Below are 24,646 nucleotides of genomic sequence, written 5' to 3'. Positions count from 1 at the left end.
CTGGCCGGCTCAGGCGGCGCCGTCGAACATGCTCGTGACCGAGCCGTCGGTGAAGACCTGTTCGATGGCGCGCGCCAGCAGCGGCGCAACCGACAGGATCGTGAGCTTGTCGAACTGCTTCTCCGGCGGCAGAGGCAGCGTGTCGGTGACGACGACCGAGTCGATCACGTCGGACTGCAGCAGTTCCACGGCCGGGTCGCTGAACACGGCGTGCGTCGCGGCGACCACGATGGCAGTGGCGCCGGCATCCTTCAACGCCTTGGCCGCATGCACGATGGTGCGCCCGGTGTCGATCAGGTCGTCGACGAGCAGGCACACGCGGCCGTTGACGTCACCGACGATCTCGTGCACGCTCACCTGGTTTGGCACGAGCGGATCGCGCCTCTTGTGGATGATGGCGAGCGGGGCGCCGAGCTTGTCGCTCCAGTTGTCGGCGACACGCACGCGGCCCATGTCGGGCGAGACGACCGTGAGGGTCGCCGGGTCGAGCAGCTTGCGGAAGTGCTCGAGCAGCACCGGCATGGCGAAGAGGTGGTCGACGGGGCCGTCGAAGAAGCCCTGGATCTGGGCGGCGTGCAGGTCGATCGACATGATGCGGTCAGCACCCGCGACCTTGAAGAGGTCGGCCACCAGGCGAGCGGAGATCGGCTCGCGGCCGCGCCCCTTCTTGTCTTGCCTCGCGTACGGGTAGAACGGCGCCACGACCGTGATGCGCTTGGCCGAGGCGCGCTTCAGCGCGTCGACCATGATGAGCTGCTCCATGAGCCACTCGTTGATCGGCTGCGTGTGCGACTGGATCACGAACGCGTCGCAGCCACGCACGCTCTCGTCGAAGCGCGCGTAGATCTCGCCATTTGCGAAAGTGCGCGCATCCGTCGGTACCAACTCGCTGCCCAGCTCGGCGGCGATCCGTTCGGCGAGCTCGGGATGAGCCCGACCGGAAATCAGAACCAGACGTTTCTGACCGGTCGCCTTGATGCCGGACATCTACTCTCCGCTCTCCTCGGCGGCCTTCGCCGCGTCGGTGCCAGGCCGATTCTCGGCGACCCAGCCTTGAAGGTTGCGTTGTGGTGCCACGTTGATCGCCAGCGCGCCGGCCGGAACGTCTTTTCGAACCACTGTGCCGCCACCCGTATAGGCTCCGTCACCAATCCTAACGGGGGCGACGAACACGTTGTGCGAGCCGGTTCGAACGTGCGATCCGACCGTCGTGGAGTGCTTGTTCACGCCGTCGTAGTTGGCGAAAATGGTCGCCGCGCCGATATTGGAGCCCTCGCCCACCGTCGCATCGCCCACGTAACTGAGGTGCGGCACCTTGCTGCCCGCACCGATCGTGGCGTTCTTCGTCTCGACGAAGGTGCCGATCTTGCCGTCTGCACCAAGGTTCGTGCCCGGCCTCAGGTAGGCGAACGGGCCCACGGATGCGCCAGCGCCGACCACGGCGAGCGTCGCGTCGGCGCGCTTCACAATCGCACCCGCACCGACCTCGCAGTCCACGAGGGTCGTGTCTGGCCCGATCGTGGCACCGCGCTCGATCACCGTCGCGCCGCGGATCTGCGTTCCGGGCAGCACCGTGACGTCTTCGGCGAGCTTCGCCTTCAGGTCGATCCACGTCGTGGCCGGGTCCTGCACGGTCACGCCGGCGAGCTGCCAGCCGCGCACGATGAGCGCGTTCAGGCGGGCGGCCGCCTCGCTCAACTGTGCTCGATCGTTGATGCCCTCGACCAGCCACGACGGCTTGACCGAGAGGGCGCCGACCTCGCTGCCCGCCGCGCGCAGCAGGCCGATCATGTCGGTCAGGTACTTCTCCCCCTGCGCGTTGTCGGTCGAGATGCCGGCGAGCTTGTCCCGCAGCGCGGCCACGCCGAATAGATAGACGCCCGCGTTGATCTCACTGACGCGGCGCTCGTCGTCGCTCGCGTCCTTGTGCTCGACGATGCGGTCAAGCCGGCCGTCTTCCGTGCGGATCACGCGGCCGTAACCTGCCGCGTCGTCAAGCACCGTGGAGAGGATGGTCGCGGCCGCTGCCGACTCTCGGTGCGCCTCGACGAGGTTGGCCAGCGTCGCCGCGTTGAGCAGGGGCACGTCGCCGTTGACGACGAGAACCTCGCCGTCGAAGTCCTGCGGCAGGGCCGCCACGGCGAGCTCGACGGCACGGCCTGTGCCCGGCACGTCGTCCTGGTCGACGACGATGCTGTCGGGCAGCTCGGCCGAGACGACCTCGACGATGCGGTCGCGCTCATGCCGCACGACGGTCAGCACGTGCGCCGCGTCGAGCTCGCGCGCGGTGGCGAGCACGTGGCTGATGATCGGCACACCGGCCAGCTCGTGCAGCAGCTTCGGCGTGGCCGACTTCATGCGCGTGCCCTGGCCCGCGGCGAGGATGACGACGGCGAGGCGCGCGTCGGTGCGGTGCTGCTCAGGCGCGCGGTGGTCGCTCTGCTGGTCTGTCATGCGGTCTCCCCCGTGTCGCTCTACCTGATCGGCGCGCATCGCGCGCCGCGGAGCGAGAAAAACGGCGCACCGCGCCCTTCTTCTCGCTCCGCCTCCAGGACTCGAACCTGGACCTAACAGCTCCAAAGGCTGTCGTGCTGCCATTACACCAAAGCGGACCGCACGCGACGCGCACCCCTCAAGTTTGCCAGACGCTCGAGGGCGCGCATCCGCTTCCGTGCGCTGCCCGGCCGCCCGCGTCGAACGAAAACGACGGTCATTCTGCACAGAACCGTGCGATCGGGCCGGGAAGTGGACCGAATCGACAGAATCACCGTCGTTTTCGTTCGACGCGGCGGGCGGGTGGCGGGGCAGACGATAATGGGGGGATGCCGGAGGGAAGCGACGAGGTCGACCGCATCGTCGACGCCTGGCTGCACGAGCGCCCCGACCTCGACTTCGCGCCGCTGCAGGTGCTCTCACGGGTCGCCCGACTCTCCAAGCACCTCGACCGCGCGCGGCGCACGGCATTCACCCGCAGCGAGCTCGACTCGTGGGAATTCGACGTGCTCTCCGCGCTGCGACGGGCAGGCGAACCCTATCGGCTGAGCCCCAAGGCGCTGCTGCAGCAGACGCTCGTCTCCAGCGGCACCATGACCAACCGCATCGATCGGCTCGTCGCCCGCGGACTCGTCGAGCGCCGCGGCGACCCGCATGACGGCCGCGGCATTCTGGTCGAGATGACCGCCCTCGGCCTCATTCGCGTCGACGCCGCGATCACACGACTGGTCGACGCCGAGGCCGAGATTCTTCGCTCGCTGCCTGCCGGCGAACAGCGGCGGCTGGCCGGGCTGCTGCGCAAGCTCAGCCTCGACTTCGACGAGACCTGAACCGCTGCAGCAGCCTCCTCAGGCGGCCTCAGTCGCCGCCGTCTCGACCAGAGCAGCGGATGCGCCGGCGCTCCGCGCCGCCGACCCCGTCGCTCCGGCCGCTCCCGTCGCTCGCGTCGACCTCGTCGCTCCCGTCGCTCCAGCCTCGCGCGAGGCCGACGCGAGCACCTCGAGAAGGCGCACGGTCTCGCCCCAGCCGATGCAGGCATCCGTGACGCTCTGGCCGTAGACGAGGCGGGAGAGGTCGCCGTCGCCGAGCTCCTGCCGGCCGGGCTCGAGGAAGCTCTCGAGCATGATGCCGGCGATCGGAGCGCCCGCGGCAACCTGCCCGGCAAGTTCGAGCGCGACCTCGGCCTGACGCACGTGATCCTTGCCGCTGTTCGCATGGCTCGCGTCGACGACGAGGCGCGGCGTGCGGCCGGCCCGCTCGAGCAGATCGGCCGCGGCCCGCACGCTCGCCGCATCGAAGTTCGGCCCACCGCGACCGCCGCGCAGAATGACGTGGGCGGCCTCGTTGCCGGTGGTGGTGACGACGGCGGCGGCCCCGGCGTCATCCGTGCCGAAGAATACCTGGCTCTGTGACGCGACTGTGCAGCCGTCGATGGCGACCTGTACGTCGCCGTCGGTGGCGTTCTTGAAGCCGACCGGCATGGAGAGGCCCGACCCGAGTTGCCGATGGATCTGGCTCTCGGTGGTGCGTGCGCCGATCGCGCCCCAGCTGACCGCGTCGGCGATGTATTGCGGGCTCGTCGGCTCGAGGAACTCGCAGCCGACGGCGAGGCCGAGATCGACCACGTCGAGCAACAGCCGACGGGCGAGGCGCAACCCCTCGTCAACCTGGTGCGTGCCGTCGAGGTGCGGGTCGTTGATGAGCCCCTTCCAGCCGCCCGTCGAGCGGGGCTTCTCGAAGTAGACGCGCATAACGATGAGCAGGTCCTGCGCGTGCTTCTCCGCCTCGACGGCCAGGCGCCGCGCGTAGTCGAGCGCCGCCGCCGGGTCGTGCACCGAGCACGGGCCGACGATGACCATGAGGCGGCCGTCGTCCCCACGCAGGACGCGCTCGATGCCTTCGCGGCTGCGCTGCACTCGGGCGGCGCTGGCGGGCCCCAGCGGCAGCTCGGTGCGCAGGGCCGCGGGCAGCGGCAGAGGCCTGATCGAGGTGATACGCAGGTCGGATGTCGCCGCGGCATCCGCTGGTGTGGTGGTTGTGGTGCTCATCGATACCCGTTTCCGGCGGGCACCGGTTCGGCCAACCCGCCTGTTAATGGCGAAAGGCAGAGACTCGAATGTCTCTGCCCGTTGGCTGAAGGAGGGGTGCGGCGTGCGTCTTACGCGCGGTGGCCTCCTTCAGCCAACGCAAAATACGCATACCAGCGGTTTCCCATGGGGCTGAGGCTAGCGCGTGCGGCGAGTATTGGTCAAACGGATGACGGATGCCGCACCTCTCGCCGGGGGCGCTCGTGCGCTTGCTGGCCGTCTTGCGAGGCGTGCGCCCTCGGTAGACGCGGCTGGTGCCCCCAGAACGGGGCACATACGGGGTTTCCCCTAGCGTGAAAAAGTGAGGATTGCTAAGTTTTTCTTCCAAGGGCACCGACCGACACCCGGGACAAACCCATTGCAACGGATGTCGGCCGAACACGAACGCTTACCCTCGCATTCGCGGCCCGCCTCAGCAATGAGGGCAGTTTGACCCGACAAGCTGTGAACAGCATGAGCGTTTCGACGGCCCATCCGTGGGCTCGCCGCTGCGCTGCTGAGTGCTGCTCGCCGGGCCTTGCCGCCCGACAGACAAGGAGCAGCACCTATCATGAACAAACTCACCAGAGGCGCCATCGCCGGCGCAGCGGGCATCGCCCTCCTCCTCGGTGGAGCGGGAACGTTCGCGACGTGGAACGCGCAGACCACGGTCAACGCGGGCGTCATCCACTCGGGCGAACTGGCGTTCGTCAACTCGTCTGACGCGGGAACCTGGGCGATCGGCACGACCACGGTCGCCGACATCAGCACCCACCGCATCGTTCCGGGCGACACCATCACGTACACCAAGACGCTCGGCATCAAGGCGACGGGTGACAACCTGAAGGCCACCCTTGCGGTCGACTTCGGTGACCTCAGCTCGCGCGTGAACCCCGCCGGCGTGGCACTCGGCACCCAGCTGCTCAGCCACGCGCACGTCAACGTTCTCAGCGCCGACTCGACGATTCACTACAAGAACGTGAGCGGTTCGACGGTCAACCTCACCGTTGACCCGAGCGACACGACGTCGAACATGACGGTCAGCGTGACCTTCTCGTTCCCCGACACCGCCGGCAACAACACGCAGAACGCGCTGATCAACCTGAACAACATCCAGCTGCGGCTGGACCAGGTTCTCTAGCCAACGGCTGTAGAACAAGCGAGATGAACAGCGTGCACCGTATCGATGTCGGTGCGGTGCACGCTGCCCCTCTCGGTCCCACCCAGATGAACCGCCACCGCGAACGGGAAGGCAGGAGCGACATGAGCCGTCGACGTACCATGCCTCGACACCGGGCGGAGCCGTTGTTCAGCGGCCCGCGACATCGGGCCGACCGGCCGCCCCGCAGCGATGTGCGCGGTTGGCAGATCGCCTCGGTAGCGACCATCTGCCTGGTGGCCACGACGGCCTGCGTCACCGACCTCGGCGGAACCTTCGCGCTGTGGAATGCCGCCACACCAATCAACGCGGGCCTCGTTCGCTCAGCGACGATCACAGCAGCGGAGACCGCGAGTAGTTCGCTCAGTGGCAGCTACTCCAGCGATATGCAGCAATTAAGCGGCGTGCTCGCCATCAGCAACCACGGCAACGTCACGGCCGACTACGCCACCTCGGCGCAGCTCAGCAGCGCCTCCTCGCTGGCGCTCGCCAGTGCCACCTCCGTGCGCATCTGGCCCGCAGGCAACGACACGACGTGCACCACGCCCGGCGCAAACACCGATACCGGCACCTGGGCTCACTTCCCGACTCTCAGCGGCAGCCTGATGGCCGGCGCGACGGTGCGCTATTGCGTGCTCACCGTGCTGACCTCATCCGGCGACCTTGCCGCCGGCAGCGCTCTTGCCGCGACAATCACCTCGACCCTGACCCTCGGCGGGTGGAGCAGCCCGTCACACGCTACTGTCACGCAGTCTCTCCAAGCGGATGCGCCGCAGCGCTCAGCGCCGGACTCAGACAACGGCGTCCCGCTCGCCGAGACCAAGGCACTCTCGACTGCGCCGACATCGAACTCATCGAACGCCTCGACCCCTGCTACCTCGCCCAGTGCGACCTCAACCCCGCCAGCGCCGAGCACACCGGCGGTGACCGCACCCCTGGCGGCTTCCCCCACGCCGCAGCCGACGGTGCCTCCCGTAGCGCCGCCATCGACGCCCGCGGCCTCGCCGCAGCCGACGCCCGAGTCGCTCCCGCCGGCGGCACCACCCCCGAGTGATTCTGGCGACGGAGGTTCGGTGCAGACGACCGGCTGAGCCGGTCGCATCCGCTCTGCCGTTTCACCGCAGGCCCTCGCCCCGCGCGTTCAATGGAGAACACGCGGGGCGATGTGCTGCCCACGGTGGCATGCTTCTCACCGCGATGTGCTTCTGGCAGCATCGGGCCAAATAGTGGGACTGAAGCGCTAAGTCCCTGCATTCAGCCCGACGCGATGCATGCTGGAGCGCCGAGAGAGGGTGACCGGCATTCGCTCGGGGCACATTGAGGGTTGCGGAGCCGGGAACCCGCGATATGACCCGACCCATGAACTCGAGCGAAGACCACACGCCCAGCAGGACCGCACGCTCAGCAGGACCGCACGCTCAGCAGGACCACACGCTCATCTGTCGCGGCGCCCGGCAGCCGTGCCGCTCAGCGCCGGCCGCCCAGCACCTCAGCGGCGCAGCACGCTCAGCGCCGGCCGCCGCGCGCCTCAGCGTCGCAGCGCGCGCCGCGCCAGCCAGTTGCCGAAGAACTGGCCCGCCTGCACGATCACGATGATCGCCGCGACCGAGAAGTACACGACGGGCCAGTTGAAGCGCTGGTAGCCGTAGACGATGGCGAAGGTGCCCAGGCCGCCGCCGCCGATGAGGGCGGCCTGCGCGGACATGTCCACGATGCCGACGAACAGGAAAGTGTAGCCGAGCACGAGCGGCCCGAGCCCCTCGGGGATGAGCACGCGCAGAATGATGTTCCACGGGCTTGCCCCCATGGCGCGCGCCGCTTCGATGACGCCCGGGTCGACCGTCAGCAGATTCTGCTCGACGATGCGCGCGACAGCGAAGGTCGCCGCGAGAGACAGGGCGAAGATGACCGCCGTGTTTCCGATTGTCGTGTGCACCGCGAGCATCGTCAGCGGCCCGATGGCGGCGGCGAAGATGATGAACGGCACCGGCCGCACGATGTTCACGATGACGTTCAGCGACACATGCACGGCTCGGCGGGCCACGAGGTGACCTGGCCGCGTCACCGTGAGCCCGACGCCGAGCGCGAGGCCGAGCACGCCGCTCGCGACGAGCGAAATGACGACGATGTAGATCGTCTCCCAGATGGACTGGAAGAACAGCGGCAGGTTGTCGATGAAGTCGTTCACCTCAAGCCTCCTCCACTGCCTCGATACGTTCGGCCTGCAGCCGCTCGAGCGCGCGCGCGACGGCGGCATCCGCGCCGGTGATCTCGTAGGTGAGGCTGCCCACCGAGCGGTCGCGAAGCTCGCTGATGCCGCCGAAGATGATCTCCCACTCCACGCCCGCCTCAGCGAAGATGCGGCCGAGCCGCCCCTGGAAGCCGCGCTCCTCCGTGAGCTTCACGCTCACGATGCGGCCCGTGTGCACGCGTCGCAGCCGTTCGAGGGTCTGCGGGGTGGGCCGGTCGCGAAGCACGGTGCGAACGAAGCGGGAGGCAGCATCCGTCGTGGGTGACGAGAAGACGTCGTAGACGTCGCCCTGCTCGAGAATGCGGCCCGAATCCATCACGGCAACGCGATTGGCGATGCTGCGGATGGCCTCCATCTCGTGCGTGATGACCACGATGGTCACGCCGAGCTGCTCGTTGACGCGCTTCAGAAGCGCGAGCACGTCGGCCGTCGTGTCGGGGTCGAGCGCGCTCGTGGCCTCGTCAGCGAGCAGCAGCCGCGGGTTCGTCGCCAGCGCGCGGGCGATGCCCACCCGCTGTTTCTGGCCGCCTGAGAGTTGCTCGGGGTGGTTGTGCGCCTTCTCGAGGAGCCCGACGAAGTCGAGCAGCTGCGCCACCCTCGTGTCACGCTCGGCTCGGGGCATGCCGGCGACAGCCAGCGGATACGCCACGTTTCCGGCGACCGTGCGCGAGCGAAACAGGTTGAACTGCTGAAAGATCATGCCGATGCGTTTGCGCTCGTCGCGCAGCTGCCGTTCTCCCAGCGCCGTCAGCTCCGCGTCACCCACGAACACACGGCCGCTCGTGGGGCGCTCGAGCGCGTTGATGAGCCTGACGAGAGTGCTCTTGCCGGCCCCCGAGTACCCGATGATGCCGAAGATGTCACCGGCGTTGACCTCGAGACTCACGTCGTCGACGGCCGTCACGGGCCCGTGAAGGCCCGAGGCTGGGTACGTCTTCGAAACGTTCTGAAGGCGGACAAGAGCGCTCATCGCTACTTCTTGGCCGCCCTCGCGTCGGTCTCGACCTTGGCCAGGTCGGCCTGCAATGTGGCCGCCGACGTGGTGCGGAACACCGCGGTGCCGCCGTTCGACGCCTGCACGCCCTTCTCGACCGCCGGGTCGTGGTAGAGCTTCGCGAGCTTGAGGTAGAGCGCGTTGTTCTTGTCCTTCGCGCGGGCCACGAACACGTTCACGTACGGCGCGGCGATGGCGCTCGAGGGGTCATCGTGGAAGATGGCGTTCTTCGCGCTCAGCTTGGCGTCGACCGCAAAGTTGTTATTGACGATGGATGCCGCCGCCGAGCCGTTCTGCAGGGCGACGGCGGTCTGCGCCGCATCCACTGCCACGACGTTCACCGTGTGGTCGGTGATGTCCGTGGTGTCGGAGAACGCGGTGCCGCCGTTCTTGAGTGAGATGAGACCGGCCGCCTGCAGCACGAGCAGGCCGCGCGCCTCGTTGATGGCGTCGTTCGGAATCGCCACCTGCGAGCCGGCCGGGATCTCGGACGCCTTGGTGTACTTCGTCGAGTACAAAGTGAGCGGGTAGACGGCCGTCGCGCCGATGGGCTGCAGGTCGTCGCTGCTCGAGACGTTGTAGTTCGCGAGGTACTGGATGTGCTGGAACTCGTTCAGGTCGGTCTGGCCCTGGCTGAGCGCCGGGTTCGGCTGGCTGTAGTCGGTGAAGTTCACGAGCTTCACCTTCACGTTCAGCTGCTTCTTGGCGAGTGCGGAGTACGTCTTCCAGTAGGGCTGCGCCGCGTCGGCGACGCCGATCGACACCGTCTTGACACCGGATGCCTCGGCCTTGCCGCCGTTCACCGAAACCACGACCACGGTGGCGACCACGGCGATCACGACGACGGCCGCTGCGATGACCCAGCCGAGCGTGGCCCGGCTCTTCTTCTTCTGCGGCAGCTGTGGCGCTGGCGCGCCGTCTGCCGGCTGGTTGGTTTCAGACATGCTGTGTGCTCCTCATTCATGCAACGCGGATGGGCCGGCTCACGCCGACCACCTCAGCATCGGCGAGACGAGTCGCGTCGGCAATTTGCGTGCAGAACTGTGACAGCGTGTGACGAATTGTTCAGACGCGAGTGGACAGGCTGGCGGCCGGTCGAGTAGCGGGGCAGGCGCACGAGCCACTCGACCAGCGGCGCGGGTCTCAGGCGCCCACGAGTTCCGAGAGCTCGAGCCAGCGGGTCTCGAGATCGGCGATGTTCGCCTCGAGCTCCCGCAGCTCATTAGTGAGGCGGCCCAGGCCCTCGTAGTCGCTCTGGTCGTGTTCTGCCAGACGCTCGTGCACCGCCGCAACCTGGTCGGCGAGTCTGGCGAGTTTGCGGTCGATCGAGGAGATCTCCTTCTCGGCGGCGCGCAGGTCTGCACCGGCGAGGGCGGGGGGTCTCGAGACGGCGCCTTCGGCGCCTCCTCGACCGGCAGGGGCGGCGCCTTCGGCGCCTCCTCGACCGGCGGACAGAGCGGCCTGCGCCTTGCGGAGCTCGAGGTACTCATCGATTCCGCGCGGGAGGTGGCGCAGCCCGGCATCCATGACCGCATATTGGTTGTCGGTCACGCGCTCAATGAGGTACCGGTCGTGGCTGACCACGAGCAACGTGCCGGGCCAGGTGTCGAGCAGGTCCTCGATGGCGGCGAGCATGTCGGTGTCGAGGTCGTTGGTCGGCTCGTCGAGAATGAGCACGTTGGGCTCGTCAAGCAGAATGAGCAGCAGCTGCAGGCGGCGCTTCTGCCCGCCCGAGAGATCGCGCACCGGCGTCGACAGCTGCGCGCTCGAGAAGCCGAGGCGCTCGAGCATCTGCCCCGGTGTCAGCTCGGCGCCCGATCCGGTCGCGTAGGTGGTTCGGCGCGACGCGATGACGGCGCTCACCCGCTCATCGGCAATGTCGGCGAGCTCGGCGAGTTTCTGGTCGAGTATGGCGACCTTCACGGTCTTGCCTCGCTTGACGCGCCCGCTGGTAGGCGCCAGCGTTCCCGCCACCAGTGCGAGCAGCGTGCTCTTGCCCACGCCATTGACACCGAGGATGCCGGTGCGCTCCCCCGGCGCGATGTTCCAGTCGATGCTCCGCAACACGGTGCGCTCGCCGTAGCTGACGCCGGCGTCGATGAGCTCGACCACGTCCTTGCCGAGCCGCTGCATGGCCATCTGGGAGAGGGCGACCGTGTCGCGGGGCGGCGGCTCGTTCTCGATGAGCTCGTACGCGGCATCCATTCGGAACTTCGGCTTGGTGCTGCGGGCGGGCGCGCCGCGACGCAGCCAGGCGAGCTCCTTGCGCATGAGGTTCTGCCGCTTCGCTTCGGTGGCGGCGGCGATGCGGTCGCGCTCGACGCGCTGCAGAATGTACGCCGCGTAGCCGCCCTCGAACGGCTCAACGGTGCCGTCGTGCACCTCCCAGGTGGCGGTGCATACCTCGTCGAGGAACCAGCGGTCGTGGGTGACGACCACGAGCCCGCCGGCGCTCGGCGCCCACCGGCCGCGCAGATGCCCGGCGAGCCAGGCGACCGCCTCGATGTCGAGGTGGTTCGTGGGCTCGTCGAGGAACAGCACGTCGTGGTCGCCGGTCAGCAGCGCGGCGAGCGCCACACGCCGGCGCTGCCCTCCCGAGAGTTCGCCGATCTTCGCATCCCAGCGGATGTCCGCCACGAGTCCCGCAAGCACGTCGCGAACGCGGGCATCCGACGCCCACACGTGCTCGTCGACCTCTCCGACGATCGCGTTGCCCACGCTCTGGTCGTCGTCGAGTGAATCCGTCTGGTCGAGCACGCCAACGGTGACACCGCGGCGGCGGGTGACGCGGCCGGAGTCGGGCTCGAGCCGGCTCGCGAGCAGGCGCAACAGGCTCGACTTGCCGTCGCCGTTGCGCCCGACGATGCCAATGCGGTCGCCCTCGTTGACACCGACGCTCACGCCGTCGAAGACGACACGCGTGGGGTATTCGAGATGGAGGGCTTCGCCCCCGAGCAGATGGGCCACGTCATACGAGCCTACTTGCGCCCGGCTGGGTGCCCCGTGTCACCCGCCCGCGCCGGTCGGCCGGCGCCCGGCGTGTCACCCGTATTGGTGCGGCCACGTAGCCCGGATGGGTGCTGCCGACGGATGCCCGGGCTATGCCAGACTGCAAGGGAATCGATGGGCGTCACGCTCCGACCGGCGTGGCGCCCATTCGACTTTCGACTTTCGACTTTCGGGAGAGTCAGGTGGCTGAAGCGGCGAGCGCGCGCTCACGCCCGCAGCTGGTCGGTCGCGAACAGGCGACCGCCGCCGCGCTGGGCGTGGCCTCCGCTGCGCGCGCCACTGGCGGTGTCGTCCTCGTCACGGGCGAGGCCGGGCTCGGCAAGACGTCGCTGCTCGCGCATCTCGCCGCACGTCTGGACGACTGGGTCATTATTCGAGCGCAGGCCGACTCGTTCGAGGCCGACCTCAGCTACTCGACGATCGAGACTCTGGTGCGCACTCTCAACGTGCGCACGAACGGCGTCTTCACACGCCCCCGGCCGGACGACGACGCGATCACCGTCGGCCGTGCCCTGCTCGACGGCATCGACGCGCTCGCCGAACCCGTGTGCCTCGTGATCGACGACGCGCAATGGGTCGATGAACCGTCGGCGCGAGCCCTGCGCTTCCTGCTGCGCCGGATCCCGGGGCAGCCCTTCCTGCTCATCGTCGCGACGCGGCCCGAGGCCAACAGCCTCGCAGCCTCTGTGGCCGACCTCGCGCCGGAGTTCGAGGCATCGGCAGAGATCACCCTCGCCGCCTTCACGGTGCCCGAGACGCAGCAGCTCGCGCAGCAGATCCTCGGGCACAGCATCTCGCTGCGCACCGCCACACGACTGACCGAGGCCACGCAGGGTTCGCCGCTGCTTCTGCGCATGCTGCTCCGCCAGCTGCGCGCATCCATCACCGGGGCATCCCACCCCGCCGGCTGGGAGATGCCGGTGCCCGAGACGGCCCCGTTGGCCGCCACTGTGACGGCCGCGCTCGTGGGAGCATCCGCGTCCACACGCACGGCAGCCGAACTGATCGCGGTACTGCGCGACCCGGTTCCGCTGCCGCAGCTTGGCACGATCGCGGAGCGCCTGGGAGCCCGAGTCGACCTCGACGGCGCCATCGCTCGCGGCCTCGTGCATTCCGACGAGCGTGATGGGGTCACCTGGCTCGAGCCGGCCCACGGGATGCTCGCCGACGCCCTCGTGGCGGGCATCGGCAGGGAGCGCCGCGCCGGCATTCACCGCGTCGCCGCCGAGGTGCTGAGCGGGCACCGCGCCCTGCGCCACCGGGTCGAGGCCGCCGACCGCTCAGATTCAGGCCTCGTCGACGAGCTTCTGGCCGCCACGCATGAGGCCGCCGAACTCGGCCAGTCGAGCCAGGCCATGAGCTACGCGCGCTCGGCGGTGCACTTGGCTCCGGGCGGCGCGGCTCGCGAACGCTGCCTGCTCGAGATCGGCCTACTCGCCATGCGCACCAGGCTGCACGAGCGCATTTTCGACCTGCACCCCGAACTCGAGAACCTGCCGCCGAGCCTCACACGCGACGCGATCCTCGTCGAGTTGCGCATTCTCACGGGCGACGTGGTGCGTGCACGAGACCTCGCGGTGAGCGCCCTGAAGAACGACGACCCGAGTGCGGATGCGCGCGTGCTGCGCTCGCGCGTCGCGGGGGCACTGCCGAAGATCCAGCTGGCCATGCGCGACTTCACCGGCGTGCTCACGAGCGTCGACGACGCACGCCGCGTGCTCGCGCTCGCCCCGACCGACCCGGCGGATGTCGCCGATGCCGCCCTGCGCTGGATGGTGGAGCCCGAGGAGGAACTGCTGCGGCTGCTCGGCTGGCAGATCACGGCGGGCGTGCACACGTCACGTGTCGACATCACCCTCGCCGCGAGCGAGGAACTCGACCGGTTGACGGCGACCGCCCACGATTCCTCGGGGCTCACCGACGCGCTCGTGACGGGCTCACGTGTCGCGATCAGCGCGGGCCAGCTGCAAAAGGCTCGCGCCGGACTCGAACGCGCGAACCGGCTCCTGAGACTCTTCCCCGACAGCTGGACCGCGGGCCATGCCCGGTGCATCTACGCGCATGTGCTGTTCCTGCTCGGCGAATGGGACGAGTCGGTCACCGTCGCCGACAGCGCCGTCGCGCTCGCCCTCGACGAGACGGACCTGTCGGGCTGGCCGATCGCCCTGAACGTCTCGACGCTCGTGCGGGCGGCCCGCGGCGAGGAACGCGCGGTCACCGAGCGTCTCGCCCAGGCCGAACAGGCCACACCCGGCGTTCTCGGCTCGTACGACCCCGAGCTGCCCATCGTTGCCCGCGCCGAACTCGCCCGAGCGCTCGACCGCCGCTCCCAGCAGCTCGCCGCCACCGACGGCGACATGCCTGACGCGGCAGCGGCAACAACCATGGGCTGGCTCAGTTACCGCATCGACGCTCTCGCGGCGCTCGGCCGCGCCGCCGAGGCGCGCGAGGCGCTCGCGCTCTGCACGGCCCCCGGTTCCCGCTGGCGGCCATACCACGGCTCGCTCGCCTGGTTGACGGCACGTGTCGCCGAAGCAGAGGGGCAGACGGATGCCGCGCTGGCGCACTACGCGGCCGCCTATGACAGCCCCGACGCACCCGACTTCCCGCATCCCACCGCCGTCGCCATGCTCGACGCCGCCCGGCTGCTCGCCGCGCACCGCCGCGGAGCCGAGGCTGTGGCGCTGGCCGAGCGCGCGGCGGCGACGTTCCGACGACTGGGAGCGTCGGAGTACCTGGAGCGGTGCTCGCACCTTCTCACCTCGCTCGCCGGCGCCGCCTCGAACGAGCACGGCGACCCATTCGCCGACCTGACGACGCGCGAGCGCCAGGTGGCCCACGCCGTGGTCTCGGGCATGACAAACAAGGAGGTCGCCGAGCGCCTCTACGTTTCGGTGACCACCGTCAACTTCCACGTGCGCAACATTCTCGCCAAGCTGGGCATCACCTCGCGCCGAGAGCTGCGTCGGCTGGCGCTCGAGCACCGCGCGGTGCACCGATCGGTTCCCGTCAAGAGTTGACGGTTTTGCCGCTCGGGTTGGGCGCGTCGCCCCCGCAGTCTGTACGGTGAGAACCACACCCCGGAACGCTTGCCCAAGACCTGACTCACCTCGTGTGGATTCGCTCTCGAAGATGAACGACTCACCCCCGCACACGAGACCTCGGATCGTTGCGTTCACGGGGTGTCCCCCTTTAAGCGGACACCCGATCGGGGGGGCTACGCTCACGCAACACCGATCGCTGGCGAGGAGTCAAAGCGGCTCGGGGCGTTCTGCGGGTTCTACGCGGCTTGAACCCGCGATTCAGCCCGACTCGATGCGTCTAGCGATCGCTGCTCACGACGCGGGCGCCGTGCACCGGGCCGCTCGCCCGCACCGCCGTCAGCCGGGCCGCACTGAGCGCGATCTGAAGGTCGAGCGCGCTGTCGAGATCCGCCGCGAGAAACGCCACCGTGGGCCCTGAGCCGGAGACGAAGCCGGCGAGCGCCCCGTTCTTCTCCCCGAGCTCGATCACGTCACCGAGCTGCGGATTCAGGTGGATGGCCGGCGCCTGTAAGTCGTTAGAGAGCACCTCGGCGAGCATCGCCGGCTCGCCCGCGCGAAGGGCCTGCAGCACGTCCGCGTCGATGCCGGGCATCGGATCGGCCGGCATGATGTCGTCGGCATGCCGCTCGCGGTGCCGGTCGAGTTCGCGGTACACATCCGGCGTGCTCATGCCCTTCTCGGCCAGCACGAGAACCCAGTGATACTGCCCCTTGGCGAGGGCGGGCGAGAGCTCGTCGCCGCGCCCCGTGCCAATGGCCGTGCCGCCGACGAGGGCGAACGGCACGTCGGCGCCGAGGCGAGCCCCGAGTGCGAGCAACTCGTCGCGACCGAGGCCGAGCCCCCAGAGGGCGTCACAGGCGACGAGGGCGGCTGCGGCATCCGCTGACCCTCCTCCCATGCCACCGGCGATGGGCACGCGCTTGACGACCTCGAGTCGCGCACCGCCCTGGTAGCCAGCATGCTGGGCGAGGAGTCGCGCTGCCCTGATGGCCAGGTTCGAGTTGTCGGTGGCCAGCTGGGAGGTGTCGACCGAGCCGGTGAACGAGACGGTGAAGTCGTCGGAGTTCCAGGCGCGCAGGTCTTCATAGAGCGAGACGGCCTGATACGCCGTGGACACCCGGTGGTAGCCGTCGCCCATGACGGCGCCGACGCTGAGGAAGACGTTGATCTTCGCGGGCGCGCGAACGTGCACCGGCTCGCCCTCGCCCCCCTGAATCATTCCTCCAACCTAACGCAGCGTCGCCGGGCGTCATGCTTCTGCACAATTCGCAACACGATTCGCGGCCGGGGCTCCCGGCTCGCGATGATGAACTCGGCTGAGAAGGAGAAGCGATGACGAAGCAGATCTCGTTCAACCTGTTCGAGATGAACACGGTGGGGCACATCTCGCACGGGCTGTGGGTGCACCCTGAGAACAACCGGCACCGCTTCAACGACCTCGACTTCTGGATCGAGGAAGCGAAGCTGCTCGAGGAAGGCCTGTTCGACGCTGTCTTCCTTGCCGACGTGATCGGCGCGTATGACGGATACCGCGCCGGCCCCGAAACGGCCGTGCGCGAGGCCGTGCAGATTCCGAGCAACGACCCGCTGCTCGTGATCCCCGCGATGGCGGCCGTCACCACGAACCTCGGATTCGCTGCCACGTTCTCGACAACGTACGAGCCGCCGTTCGCCTTCGCGCGTCGCGCCTCCACCCTCGACCACCTCACCAAGGGCCGCTTCGGCTGGAACATCGTCACGTCGTACCTGCCGAATGCGGCCCGCAACTTCGGCCTCGACGATGAGATCGCTCACGACGACCGCTACGCCATCGCCGATGAGTACCTCGACGTGCTGTACAAGCTGTGGGAGGGCTCGTGGGACGACGACGCCGTGCTGCAGGACCGCGAGCACCGTGTCTACACCGACCCCGCCAAGGTGCGCTACATCAACCACCGCGGCGAGCACTACCGTGTCGCCGGCCCACATCTGACCGAGCCGTCGACGCAGCGCACTCCGGTGCTGTTCCAAGCCGGCAGCAGCCCGGCGGGCAAGGCGTTCGCCGCAAAGCACGCCGAGGCCGTGTTCGTGGGCGGGTCGACGCTCGAGCAGTACCGCGACAACGTCGCGGACATCCGTCGCCTGGCCGATGAGAACGGGCGTGGCGGGCAGAACATCAAGACGTTCGCAAGCGCCGTGATCATCGTCGACAAGGATCGCGAGAGCGCGCAGGCGAAGGCAGATGAGTACCGCAGGCTGTCGTCGGCCGAGGGGTATCTTGCCCATGCGGGCGGCGGTGGCATCGACCTCGCGGCGTATCCGAGGGATGCGGTGATCGCCGACATTCTGGCCGCCGAGGCGGTCGCCGGCCGCGACAACTCTGCTCGCAGCCGCCGCTACCCGCCTGACGCAACGGTGGGCGACGCGCTCGACAAGCTCACCCGCTTCGACACGAACCCGTTCTATGTCGCGGGCTCGCCGAACGATGTTGCGGATGCGGTGGAGCGCTGGGTGCGCGAGACCGACCTCGACGGGTTCAACCTGCGGCAGTTCCTGACGCCGGGCAGCGCCGAGGACTTCGTGGAGTACGTCGTGCCCGAGTTGCAGCGGCGCGGCCTCTACCGCACGCGGTACGAGCACGCGACCCTGCGCGAGCGGCTGTTCGGCGCGGGCCACACGCGGCTGCCCGAGACGCATCCGGGGGCGAGGTACCGCGGCGGGGCGAACCTGTAGGGAGGGTGACGCGGCTCTTCCGTTTGGCGTGCACCTCACCCATGTGCGCTTCAGCAGGAGGATTCGCGCGGCACGCCGTCACCGCAGCGTGCGGCGACGGCGTTTCGCAGGATTCTTCCTGAATAGCCGCACGTGCCGCAGTGGGGGCAGCCGGGTTTCGAGACGGCCGCGATACGGCCTCCTCAACCCGCGCGACACGGCCGCGATGCGGCCTCCTCAGCCCGCGTGAGGGGTTCGCGCGATCGCCACGAAGTCGGCGAGCACCAGCTGCTCGCCGCGTTTCGTCGGCTCAACACCCGCCGCCTGAAGAACAGCGGATGCCGCTGCCGCATCCCCGAACACACCCGCGAGCGCCTGCCGCAGCATCTTGCGCCGCTGGCCGAACGCAGCGTCGACGATCTCGAACGTGCGCCGCCGCAGCGCCTCGTCGCCCGGCTGGGCGGCGTGCCGCTCGAAGGCGACGAGGATCGAATCCACGTTCGGCACCGGCCAGAACACCTGCCTGCTCACCTGACCCGCCGTACGCCATTCGCCGTACCATGCGGCCTTCACGCTCGGCGATCCGTACGCCTTCGACCCCGGCCCGGCCGCCAGCCGCACGCCGACCTCGGCCTGCACCATGACCACGCCTGAGCGAATCGAATCGACGTGCTCGAGCAGGTGCAGCAGCACGGGCACCGACACGTTGTACGGCAGGTTCGCCACCAGGCGCATCGGCTCGGCGGGCAGCTGCGTGACCCGCAGCGCGTCCGCATGCACGACGGTCAGCCGCGCGGCATCCTCGACGCCGGCGAGCTGGCCAACCGTCACCGGCAGCTGCTCGGCGAGCCTGCCGTCGATCTCCACCGCCACGACGGATGCGGCCGCCTCGAGCAGTCCCAGCGTGAGCGAGCCGAGTCCCGGCCCGACCTCCAGCACCGTGTCGCCAGGCTCGACCCCGGCCACCCGCACGATGCGGCGCACGGTGTTCGCATCCATCACGAAGTTCTGGCCCAGCTTCTTCGTGGGCGTCAGATTCAGCAGGTCAGCGAGGTCGCGAATCTCCGCCGGCCCGAGCAGCTTCATCGCGGCGTCCGGTGCGAGCCGGAGCGATCGCACTCGGCGCGGCCGGCTGCGCGCCCGCTCGCGCGAACGCTCACGCCACCGCCCCGCTCGGCTCGGCGGGCGGCGCGCTCACCGGCTCGGCATCCCACCGCCCGTACACCTGCTCGGTGTTCGACGAGATCTGCGCCGCGAGCATCGACGCCTCGGTGCCGAGGCTCGCCGCCATCGCCCGCAGCGTGTGCGGGATCAGGTACGGCGCGTTGGGCCGCCCGCGGTGAGGGGTCGGGGTGAGGTATGGCGCATCCGTCTCGATGAGCAGAAGCGAGCGGGGTGCCACCGCAAGCGCCTCACGCAGCGCCGACGCGTTCTTGAACGTCACGGTGCCCGCGAACGACATGTACCAGCCGTTGTCCGCGCACAGCTCGGCCAGCTCGGCGCCGCCGGAGAAGCAGTGGAACACGGTTCGCTCAGGCGCGCCGACGCGCTTCAGGGTTGCAATGACGTCGTCGTGCGCGTCCCGGTCGTGAATCTGCAGGGCCAGATCGTTCTGCTTCGCCATCTCGATGTGCGCCTCGAACGAGCGCAGCTGCGCCGCGCGGCCGGGCTCCTCGGTGCGGAAGAAGTCGAGCCCGGTCTCGCCCACGGCACGCACGCGTGGGCGGGTCGCGAGCTCGGCGATCTCCGCGAGCGCGTCGTCGAGCTCGCCGCGCACGTCGAGCTCGGGCGCATCATTGGGGTGGATGGCCACGGCCGCCAGCATGCGCGGCTCGATCGCGGCCGTCTCGGCCGACCACGTCGACGAGGCGACGTCGGTGCCGACCTGAACCACCCCGCGCACGCCCACGCTCGACGCGCGGTCGAGCTGTTCGCGGTAGTCGAGCGGCTCGGCCAGGCGCGCCTCACCTGCTGGCGGGTCGATGTGCGTGTGGTTGTCGTACACGGGCACGACGAGCGCCTCGGGGATCGGCGGGTACCCGCTCTGCTCCTCTTCGGCTCGGTGCCGGGCGTGCTGCGCCTCGCTCATCTCGGTCACCGTCACTCACTCACGTTCTCGATGCGCGGGAACAGGGCGGCGAGCGCCGACACCCGAGTGCCCGGCGGCAACTGACCCCAGCGGCCCGCCTCGCGCAGCGGCTGCGCCTGAAGAGCGCCGAGCGCCTCCTCGGCGCCCAGCGCGGCCCACAGCTTCGTCGTGGCGACCGGAATGACGGGGCTCAGCAGCACGGCGAGGGCGCGCAGGCCTTCGGCCGCCGTGTAAAGAACGGTGCCGAGCCGCTCGCGGCTCGCCTCATCCTTCGCCAGCACCCACGGCTCCTGGGCGGTGATGTAGCCGTTCAGCTCGTCGACGATGCGCCAGATCGCGGCGAGCGCGTCGTGCACCGCGAACGAGTCGATCGCGGCGTCGGCGTGCGTTGCGGCATCCGCCACCACTTTCTGCACGGCGCGCTTGGCCGCACCCGGCTCCCCAGCGGCCGGCACGACGCCGTCGAAGTACTTCGTGACCATCGCGATGACGCGCGAGGCAAGGTTGCCGAAGCCGTTGGCGAGTTCGGCCTGGTAGCGGGCGGCGAGATCCTCCCAGCTGAAGGAGCCGTCCTGGCCGAAGTTAATGGCGCGCATGAAGTAGTAGCGGAACGCGTCTGAGCCGAACGTGTCGGTGATCTGCGTGGGCGCGATGCCCGTGAGCTTCGACTTCGACATCTTCTCGCCGCCCACCAGCAGCCAGCCGTGGCCGAACACCGCCTCCGGCACCTCGAGCCCGGCGGCCATGAGCATGGCGGGCCAGATGACGGCATGGAAGCGCACGATGTCCTTGCCCACGATGTGGGTGCCGGGCCAGCGGCGGTCGAACTCGGCCTCATCCTGGCCGTAGCCGATGGCGGTGATGTAGTTGAGCAGGGCGTCGAACCACACGTAGACGACGTGCGACTCATCCCACGGCACCTTGATGCCCCAGTCGAAGCTGGAGCGCGAGATCGAGAGATCGCTGAGGCCCTGGCGCACGAACGAGACGACCTCGTTGCGCACCGACTCCGGCTGCACGAACTCGGGACGGCTCTCGTAGAGCGCGAGCAGGCGGTCGGCGAAGTCGCTCATGCGGAAGAAGTAGTTCTTCTCCTGCAGCAGCTCGAGCGGCTTCGAGTGGATGGCACACACCTTCTGGCCCTCGTACTCGCCGGTGCCATCGAGCGTCTCGCTTGAGGGCTTGAACTCCTCGCAGCCGACGCAGTACAGCGCCTCGTACTCGCCGGCGTAGATGTGGCCGGCGTCGTAGAGGCGCTGCAGGAACTTCTGCACGTTCTCTTCGTGGCGCGGATCGGTGGTGCGAATGAAGTCGTCGTTCGCGATGTCGACGGTCTCGAGCAGCGGCTGCCAGGCCTCGGCCACGAGCTTGTCGGCCCACTCCTTCGGCGTCGTGCCGTTGGCCGTGGCGGTGCGCAGGATCTTCTGGCCGTGCTCGTCGGTGCCCGTGAGCAGCCACGTGTCGTCGCCCGACTGGCGGTGCCAGCGCGCGAGCACATCTGCCGCCACCTCGGTGTATGCGTGGCCGATGTGCGGCACGTCGTTCACGTAGAAGATGGGGGTGGTGATGAAGAAGGACGAGCCGTCGCGCATGCGACCTATCCTAAAGGTCGCGCCACGCGCATCCGATTCGCCGTCGTGGCTGCCCTCTCGCCTGCCGGGCTGCCTGCCTGCTGCTTGCCGGTCTGCCTGTCGGCTGCCTGCCGGCTGCTTGCCGGCCTGCCTGTCGGCTGTCTGCCTGCTGCTTGTCGGCTGCCTGCCGGGCTGCTTGCCGGCGGCCTGACTACTTTTGGCCCCAACCGCGGCGACCCATGGCCACCATGGCCATGGAGCCGGCCACCCCGCCGACCATGGCGAACAGTCCCCACAGGCGGCCCTTGTGCACGTGGCCGCGGGCGGCGTCGAGCGAGTACTTGCCCGGGCCGTCTTCGGCGAGCGACAGCGCGGCGACGCCCATGAGCAGGTTGAACTCGTAGCCGCCGTTGCCGTTCCACAGCCCGTTCTTCAGGTGCACCTTGCGCACCGCGGTCGTCATCACGCCGATCACCGTGGCGGCGGCGACGGGTGTGGCGAGGCCTGCGGCGATCAGCGCGCCGCCCGCGGTCTCGGCGACGCCCACTGCGATGGCGTTCGCGCGCGCGGGTTTCATGTCCATCGACTCCATCATCGATTCGGTGCCCTCGAGCCCCGGGCCGCCGAACCAGCCCTTGAGCTTCTGCAGCCCGTGCCCCATGAACAGCCCGCCGACGACGAGTCGCAGAGCCAGCCTTCCCGTGCCCATCCTCACTCCTTCATACGGTTGAGATCTCGTGCGTTGCGCTCTCGTGCCGTTGCGCTCTCGTGCCGTTGCGCGCCCCGGCGTTGCGCTCTCGCGAAGTGGCACCCCGCTGCGCTCGCGGGGTGGCGCCACTCAACGCGCTCGAGGCCCACGGTAGGCGTGCGAGCGGATGCGTGCCACACGCCGCCCGTCGCGCACTGCCCACCGTCCGCGCCCGTCGTGCCCCGCGAGCCGCCCACCGCCCGCGCCCGGCCGCCGCCGTGAGACGCCCACCGCCCCGCCCCGGCCGCCGCCCGTCGCGCACTGCTGTCCCTGTCACTCAGCAGGAGAAATCGCCCGACACGCCGTCACCCCACGCTGGCTACGCGGCGTGCCGCCGGATTCCTCCTGATGAACGGCAGAGCATAGGATGCCGCGTGGGGCTCCGACCACTCGGGCGCTCCCCGGACGAGCGCATCGTACCCGGCAGTGCGACAAGACGATGCAACGGAGGTCGTCATGGGTCAGGTCGTGCAGGTCGTCGGGTCGCTTCTCGTGCTCGCCGGGTTCGCGCTCGCGCAGTGGGGTGTTCTCGATCAGAAGTCGCTCTGGTACCTCGTACTCAACACGGTCGGCAGCACGGTCCTCGCTGTGCAGGCCGTGATCGAGGTGCAGTGGGGGTTCCTGCTGCTGGAGGGCGTGTGGGCGATCGTGTCGGCCGTGAGCCTCATCGCCGTGCTGCGCGGGCGCTGGCTGCACAGCGCGCGGCGTGACTCGTGACTAGGGTCGAGGCATGAAGCATCGCTCCCTCGGAAACCACACTGTCAGCGCGATCGGCCTCGGCGGCATGCCCATGTCGGTCCAGGGCCGCAAGGATCACGACACGTCGATCGCCACCATTCACGCGGCGCTCGACGCCGGCGTCACCTTCATCGATACGGCCGACGCCTACACGCTCGACGCCGACGGGCAGGGCCACAACGAGCTGCTCATCGCCGAGGCACTGAAGTCGTACGGCGGCGACACCGGTCACGTTCTGGTGGCGACCAAAGGCGGGCTGATCCACGTGGACGACGGGCCGTGGCAGCGCAATGGTTCACCCGAGTACCTGGCGAAGGCGGCGCGCGAGTCCGCGGCCCGGCTGGGCGTCGACAGCATCGGCCTGTACCAGTTCCACCGGCCAGACCCCGAGGTGCCGTACGAGGAGTCGCTCGGCGCCCTTCGCCAGCTCATCGACGACGGCGTGGCACGCATGGTCGGCATCTCGAACGCCGACGTGCACCAGATTCGGCAGGCGCACGAGCTGCTCGGCAGCTCCCTCGTCTCGGCGCAGAACCAGTTCTCGCCGTCGCACCGCGCGAGCGGTCCAGAACTCGAGCTGTGCATCGAGCTCGGCCTGAACTTCCTGCCGTGGAGCCCGCTCGGCGGCATCCGCGGCTCCGACACCCTCGGCGGCGCGGGCCAGGCGTTCACCGAGGTCGCGAACGAGCACGGGGTGAGCCCGCAGCAGGTTGCCCTCGCCTGGGAGCTCAGCCTCACGCACCTCATCATCCCGATCCCGGGAGCGAGCCGCCCCGAGAGCATCACCGATTCGGCGAAGGCGGCCGACCTCGTTCTCTCGAGCGAGACCATCGCGTACCTCTCCGCGTCGCCCGCGACCGAGGCCGCGTAGCGACGGGTAGCGGATGCGCGCTGCCCGCGCACATCCGCCCCCGAGAGCGTCGCGCGTTCACAGGGCTCACAGCGCTCACAGCGCTGCCGCGTAGCGCTCAGCGACGCGCAGCCAGCGCCGCCTGATACAGCTCACGCCGGGACAGCCCGGTGGCGTCGGCGACCTCGGCCGACGCATCCTTCAGTCGAACCCCGTCGGCGACGAGCGCGAGAACCTGCGCGAGCGCGTCGGCCGGGTCGGCGTCGCGCGCGGGCGCCCCGGCCACCACCACGCAGATCTCGCCGCGCACGCCCTCGGCGGCCCAGGCGGCCAGCTCGGCCGCGCTGCCGCGCCGCACCTCCTCGTGCAGCTTCGTCAGTTCGCGGCACACCACCACGCGTCGCTCGGCGCCGAACACGGAGGCGATGTCGGCGAGCCCCGCCGCGAGCCGGTTCGGCGACTCGAAGAACACCATGGTGCGCTGCTCATCGGCGAGACGCCGCAGCAGAGCCACCCGATCACCCGGCTTGCGCGGCAGGAACCCCTCGAACGTGAATCGGTCGGTCGGCATGCCCGCCACGGCGAGCGCCGTCAGCACGGCCGAAGGCCCAGGCAGCGCCGTCACGGTGACGCCCGCCGCGGCCGCAGCCTCGACCAGGTGGAACCCCGGGTCAGAGACGGTCGGCATGCCCGCGTCGCTCAGCACGAGCAGGTCGGCATCGCGTGCGAGCTCCACGAGATCGGCCGCCTTCTCACGCTCATTGTGGTCGTGCAGGGCGATCAGTCGGGGGCGGTTGGTGATGCCAAGACCCGCCATCAGTCGCTGGGCGACCCGCGTATCCTCCGCGGCGACCGTCTCGGCGACGCTCAGCGCGTCGACGAGGCGGGCCGAGGCATCCTTCAGATTGCCTATGGGTGTCGCGGCCAGGATGATCATGCTCCC

General features: G+C 69.2%; 20 protein-coding genes, 1 tRNA gene and 1 riboswitch. Of the genes, 7 read left to right on the top strand and 14 right to left on the bottom strand.

Translation table 11 applies throughout. The features are described from left to right. Window positions 1-9: 9 nt before the first annotated feature. The 3 genes from OSC27_RS05840 to OSC27_RS05830 all read right to left on the bottom strand — a co-directional run bounded on the left by OSC27_RS05840 (window position 10) and on the right by OSC27_RS05830 (window position 2,612). Window positions 10-987, bottom strand: a complete 978-nt coding sequence (locus OSC27_RS05840) for a ribose-phosphate diphosphokinase (protein WP_267180515.1) — start codon at window positions 985-987, stop codon at window positions 10-12. Beyond that, window positions 988-2,454 carry a bifunctional UDP-N-acetylglucosamine diphosphorylase/glucosamine-1-phosphate N-acetyltransferase GlmU gene (gene glmU, locus OSC27_RS05835; protein WP_267180514.1) on the bottom strand — a complete coding sequence of 489 codons (1,467 nt, stop codon included), beginning with the start codon at window positions 2,452-2,454 and terminating at the stop codon, window positions 988-990. It abuts the gene before it with no gap. A gap of 86 nt (window positions 2,455-2,540) precedes the next feature. Next, window positions 2,541-2,612 (bottom strand) — tRNA-Gln (locus OSC27_RS05830). Between the two features lie 210 nt (window positions 2,613-2,822). On the opposite strand from OSC27_RS05830, the gene OSC27_RS05825 reads away from it, so the two are divergent. Continuing rightward, window positions 2,823-3,323, top strand: coding sequence for a MarR family winged helix-turn-helix transcriptional regulator (locus tag OSC27_RS05825; RefSeq protein ID WP_267180513.1), 501 nt, complete (start codon window positions 2,823-2,825; stop codon window positions 3,321-3,323). Between the two features lie 18 nt (window positions 3,324-3,341). Here the strand turns inward: OSC27_RS05825 and OSC27_RS05820 are convergent, their stop codons facing one another. Continuing rightward, window positions 3,342-4,541, bottom strand: coding sequence for a 3-deoxy-7-phosphoheptulonate synthase (locus OSC27_RS05820; RefSeq protein WP_323373963.1), 1,200 nt, complete (start codon window positions 4,539-4,541; stop codon window positions 3,342-3,344). A gap of 589 nt (window positions 4,542-5,130) precedes the next feature. Between OSC27_RS05820 and OSC27_RS05815 the strand changes: the two genes are divergently transcribed. Together OSC27_RS05815 and OSC27_RS05810 are read left to right on the top strand one after the other, a co-directional pair. Further along, the gene (locus OSC27_RS05815; protein ID WP_267180512.1) at window positions 5,131-5,700 is read left to right on the top strand and encodes an alternate-type signal peptide domain-containing protein; all 570 of its coding nucleotides are present in this window, start codon (window positions 5,131-5,133) and stop codon (window positions 5,698-5,700) included. A gap of 254 nt (window positions 5,701-5,954) precedes the next feature. Next, entirely contained in the window at window positions 5,955-6,809 is an 855-nt protein-coding gene (locus tag OSC27_RS05810; RefSeq protein WP_267180511.1) for a hypothetical protein, read from the top strand. Between the two features lie 437 nt (window positions 6,810-7,246). Here the strand turns inward: OSC27_RS05810 and OSC27_RS05805 are convergent, their stop codons facing one another. The 4 genes from OSC27_RS05805 to OSC27_RS05790 form a co-directional block, all read right to left on the bottom strand. After that, window positions 7,247-7,906 carry a methionine ABC transporter permease gene (locus OSC27_RS05805; RefSeq protein ID WP_267180510.1) on the bottom strand — a complete coding sequence of 220 codons (660 nt, stop codon included), beginning with the start codon at window positions 7,904-7,906 and terminating at the stop codon, window positions 7,247-7,249. A 1-nt stretch (window position 7,907) separates the two neighbouring features. Further along, window positions 7,908-8,939, bottom strand: coding sequence for a methionine ABC transporter ATP-binding protein (locus OSC27_RS05800; RefSeq protein WP_267180509.1), 1,032 nt, complete (start codon window positions 8,937-8,939; stop codon window positions 7,908-7,910). Window positions 8,940-8,941: 2 nt separating this feature from the next. Next, window positions 8,942-9,907, bottom strand: a complete 966-nt coding sequence (locus OSC27_RS05795; protein ID WP_267180508.1) for a MetQ/NlpA family ABC transporter substrate-binding protein — start codon at window positions 9,905-9,907, stop codon at window positions 8,942-8,944. Window positions 9,908-10,106: 199 nt separating this feature from the next. Beyond that, window positions 10,107-11,930: an ABC-F family ATP-binding cassette domain-containing protein gene (locus OSC27_RS05790; protein ID WP_267180507.1), complete on the bottom strand. Its 1,824-nt coding sequence runs from the start codon at window positions 11,928-11,930 to the stop codon at window positions 10,107-10,109. A 224-nt stretch (window positions 11,931-12,154) separates the two neighbouring features. Here OSC27_RS05790 and OSC27_RS05785 point away from each other — a divergent pair, with 224 nt between their 5' ends. Then, entirely contained in the window at window positions 12,155-14,992 is a 2,838-nt protein-coding gene (locus OSC27_RS05785) for a helix-turn-helix transcriptional regulator (protein ID WP_267180506.1), read from the top strand. A gap of 301 nt (window positions 14,993-15,293) precedes the next feature. Here the strand turns inward: OSC27_RS05785 and OSC27_RS05780 are convergent, their stop codons facing one another. Beyond that, complete coding sequence (locus OSC27_RS05780; protein WP_267180505.1) at window positions 15,294-16,235, bottom strand: 4-(cytidine 5'-diphospho)-2-C-methyl-D-erythritol kinase; 942 nt, start codon at window positions 16,233-16,235, stop codon at window positions 15,294-15,296. A 113-nt stretch (window positions 16,236-16,348) separates the two neighbouring features. Between OSC27_RS05780 and OSC27_RS05775 the strand changes: the two genes are divergently transcribed. Then, entirely contained in the window at window positions 16,349-17,728 is a 1,380-nt protein-coding gene (locus OSC27_RS05775) for an LLM class flavin-dependent oxidoreductase (protein WP_267180504.1), read from the top strand. Window positions 17,729-17,944: 216 nt separating this feature from the next. Here the strand turns inward: OSC27_RS05775 and rsmA are convergent, their stop codons facing one another. The 4 genes from rsmA to OSC27_RS05755 form a co-directional block, all read right to left on the bottom strand. Next, complete coding sequence (rsmA, locus tag OSC27_RS05770; protein ID WP_267181145.1) at window positions 17,945-18,793, bottom strand: 16S rRNA (adenine(1518)-N(6)/adenine(1519)-N(6))-dimethyltransferase RsmA; 849 nt, start codon at window positions 18,791-18,793, stop codon at window positions 17,945-17,947. A 70-nt stretch (window positions 18,794-18,863) separates the two neighbouring features. Next, a complete protein-coding gene (locus OSC27_RS05765; protein ID WP_267181144.1) occupies window positions 18,864-19,796 on the bottom strand; it encodes a TatD family hydrolase in 933 nt (310 codons plus the stop codon). Between the two features lie 11 nt (window positions 19,797-19,807). Then, window positions 19,808-21,388 (bottom strand): methionine--tRNA ligase, encoded by a 1,581-nt coding sequence (metG, locus tag OSC27_RS05760; RefSeq protein ID WP_267180503.1) that lies wholly within the window; start codon window positions 21,386-21,388, stop codon window positions 19,808-19,810. Between the two features lie 190 nt (window positions 21,389-21,578). Then, window positions 21,579-22,076: a DoxX family protein gene (locus OSC27_RS05755; protein ID WP_267180502.1), complete on the bottom strand. Its 498-nt coding sequence runs from the start codon at window positions 22,074-22,076 to the stop codon at window positions 21,579-21,581. A 413-nt stretch (window positions 22,077-22,489) separates the two neighbouring features. Then, a riboswitch (guanidine-III (ykkC-III) riboswitch) is annotated at window positions 22,490-22,561 on the top strand. On the opposite strand from OSC27_RS05755, the gene OSC27_RS05750 reads away from it, so the two are divergent. Together OSC27_RS05750 and OSC27_RS05745 are read left to right on the top strand one after the other, a co-directional pair. Next, the gene (locus OSC27_RS05750) at window positions 22,542-22,832 is read left to right on the top strand and encodes a CBU_0592 family membrane protein (protein ID WP_267180501.1); all 291 of its coding nucleotides are present in this window, start codon (window positions 22,542-22,544) and stop codon (window positions 22,830-22,832) included. Its footprint overlaps the riboswitch before it by 20 nt. Before the next feature lie 13 nt (window positions 22,833-22,845). After that, entirely contained in the window at window positions 22,846-23,724 is an 879-nt protein-coding gene (locus tag OSC27_RS05745; protein ID WP_267180500.1) for an aldo/keto reductase, read from the top strand. A gap of 97 nt (window positions 23,725-23,821) precedes the next feature. On the opposite strand, the gene rsmI is transcribed toward OSC27_RS05745, so the two are convergent. After that, the gene (gene rsmI, locus OSC27_RS05740) at window positions 23,822-24,640 is read right to left on the bottom strand and encodes a 16S rRNA (cytidine(1402)-2'-O)-methyltransferase (protein WP_267180499.1); all 819 of its coding nucleotides are present in this window, start codon (window positions 24,638-24,640) and stop codon (window positions 23,822-23,824) included. Between the last annotated feature and the right edge of the window lie 6 nt (window positions 24,641-24,646).

It is taken from the genome of Microbacterium sp. STN6 (genome assembly GCF_026410545.1).
In the GTDB taxonomy this organism is placed as follows: domain Bacteria; phylum Actinomycetota; class Actinomycetes; order Actinomycetales; family Microbacteriaceae; genus Root112D2.
This window is presented reverse-complemented; position numbering and strand designations above follow the sequence as displayed.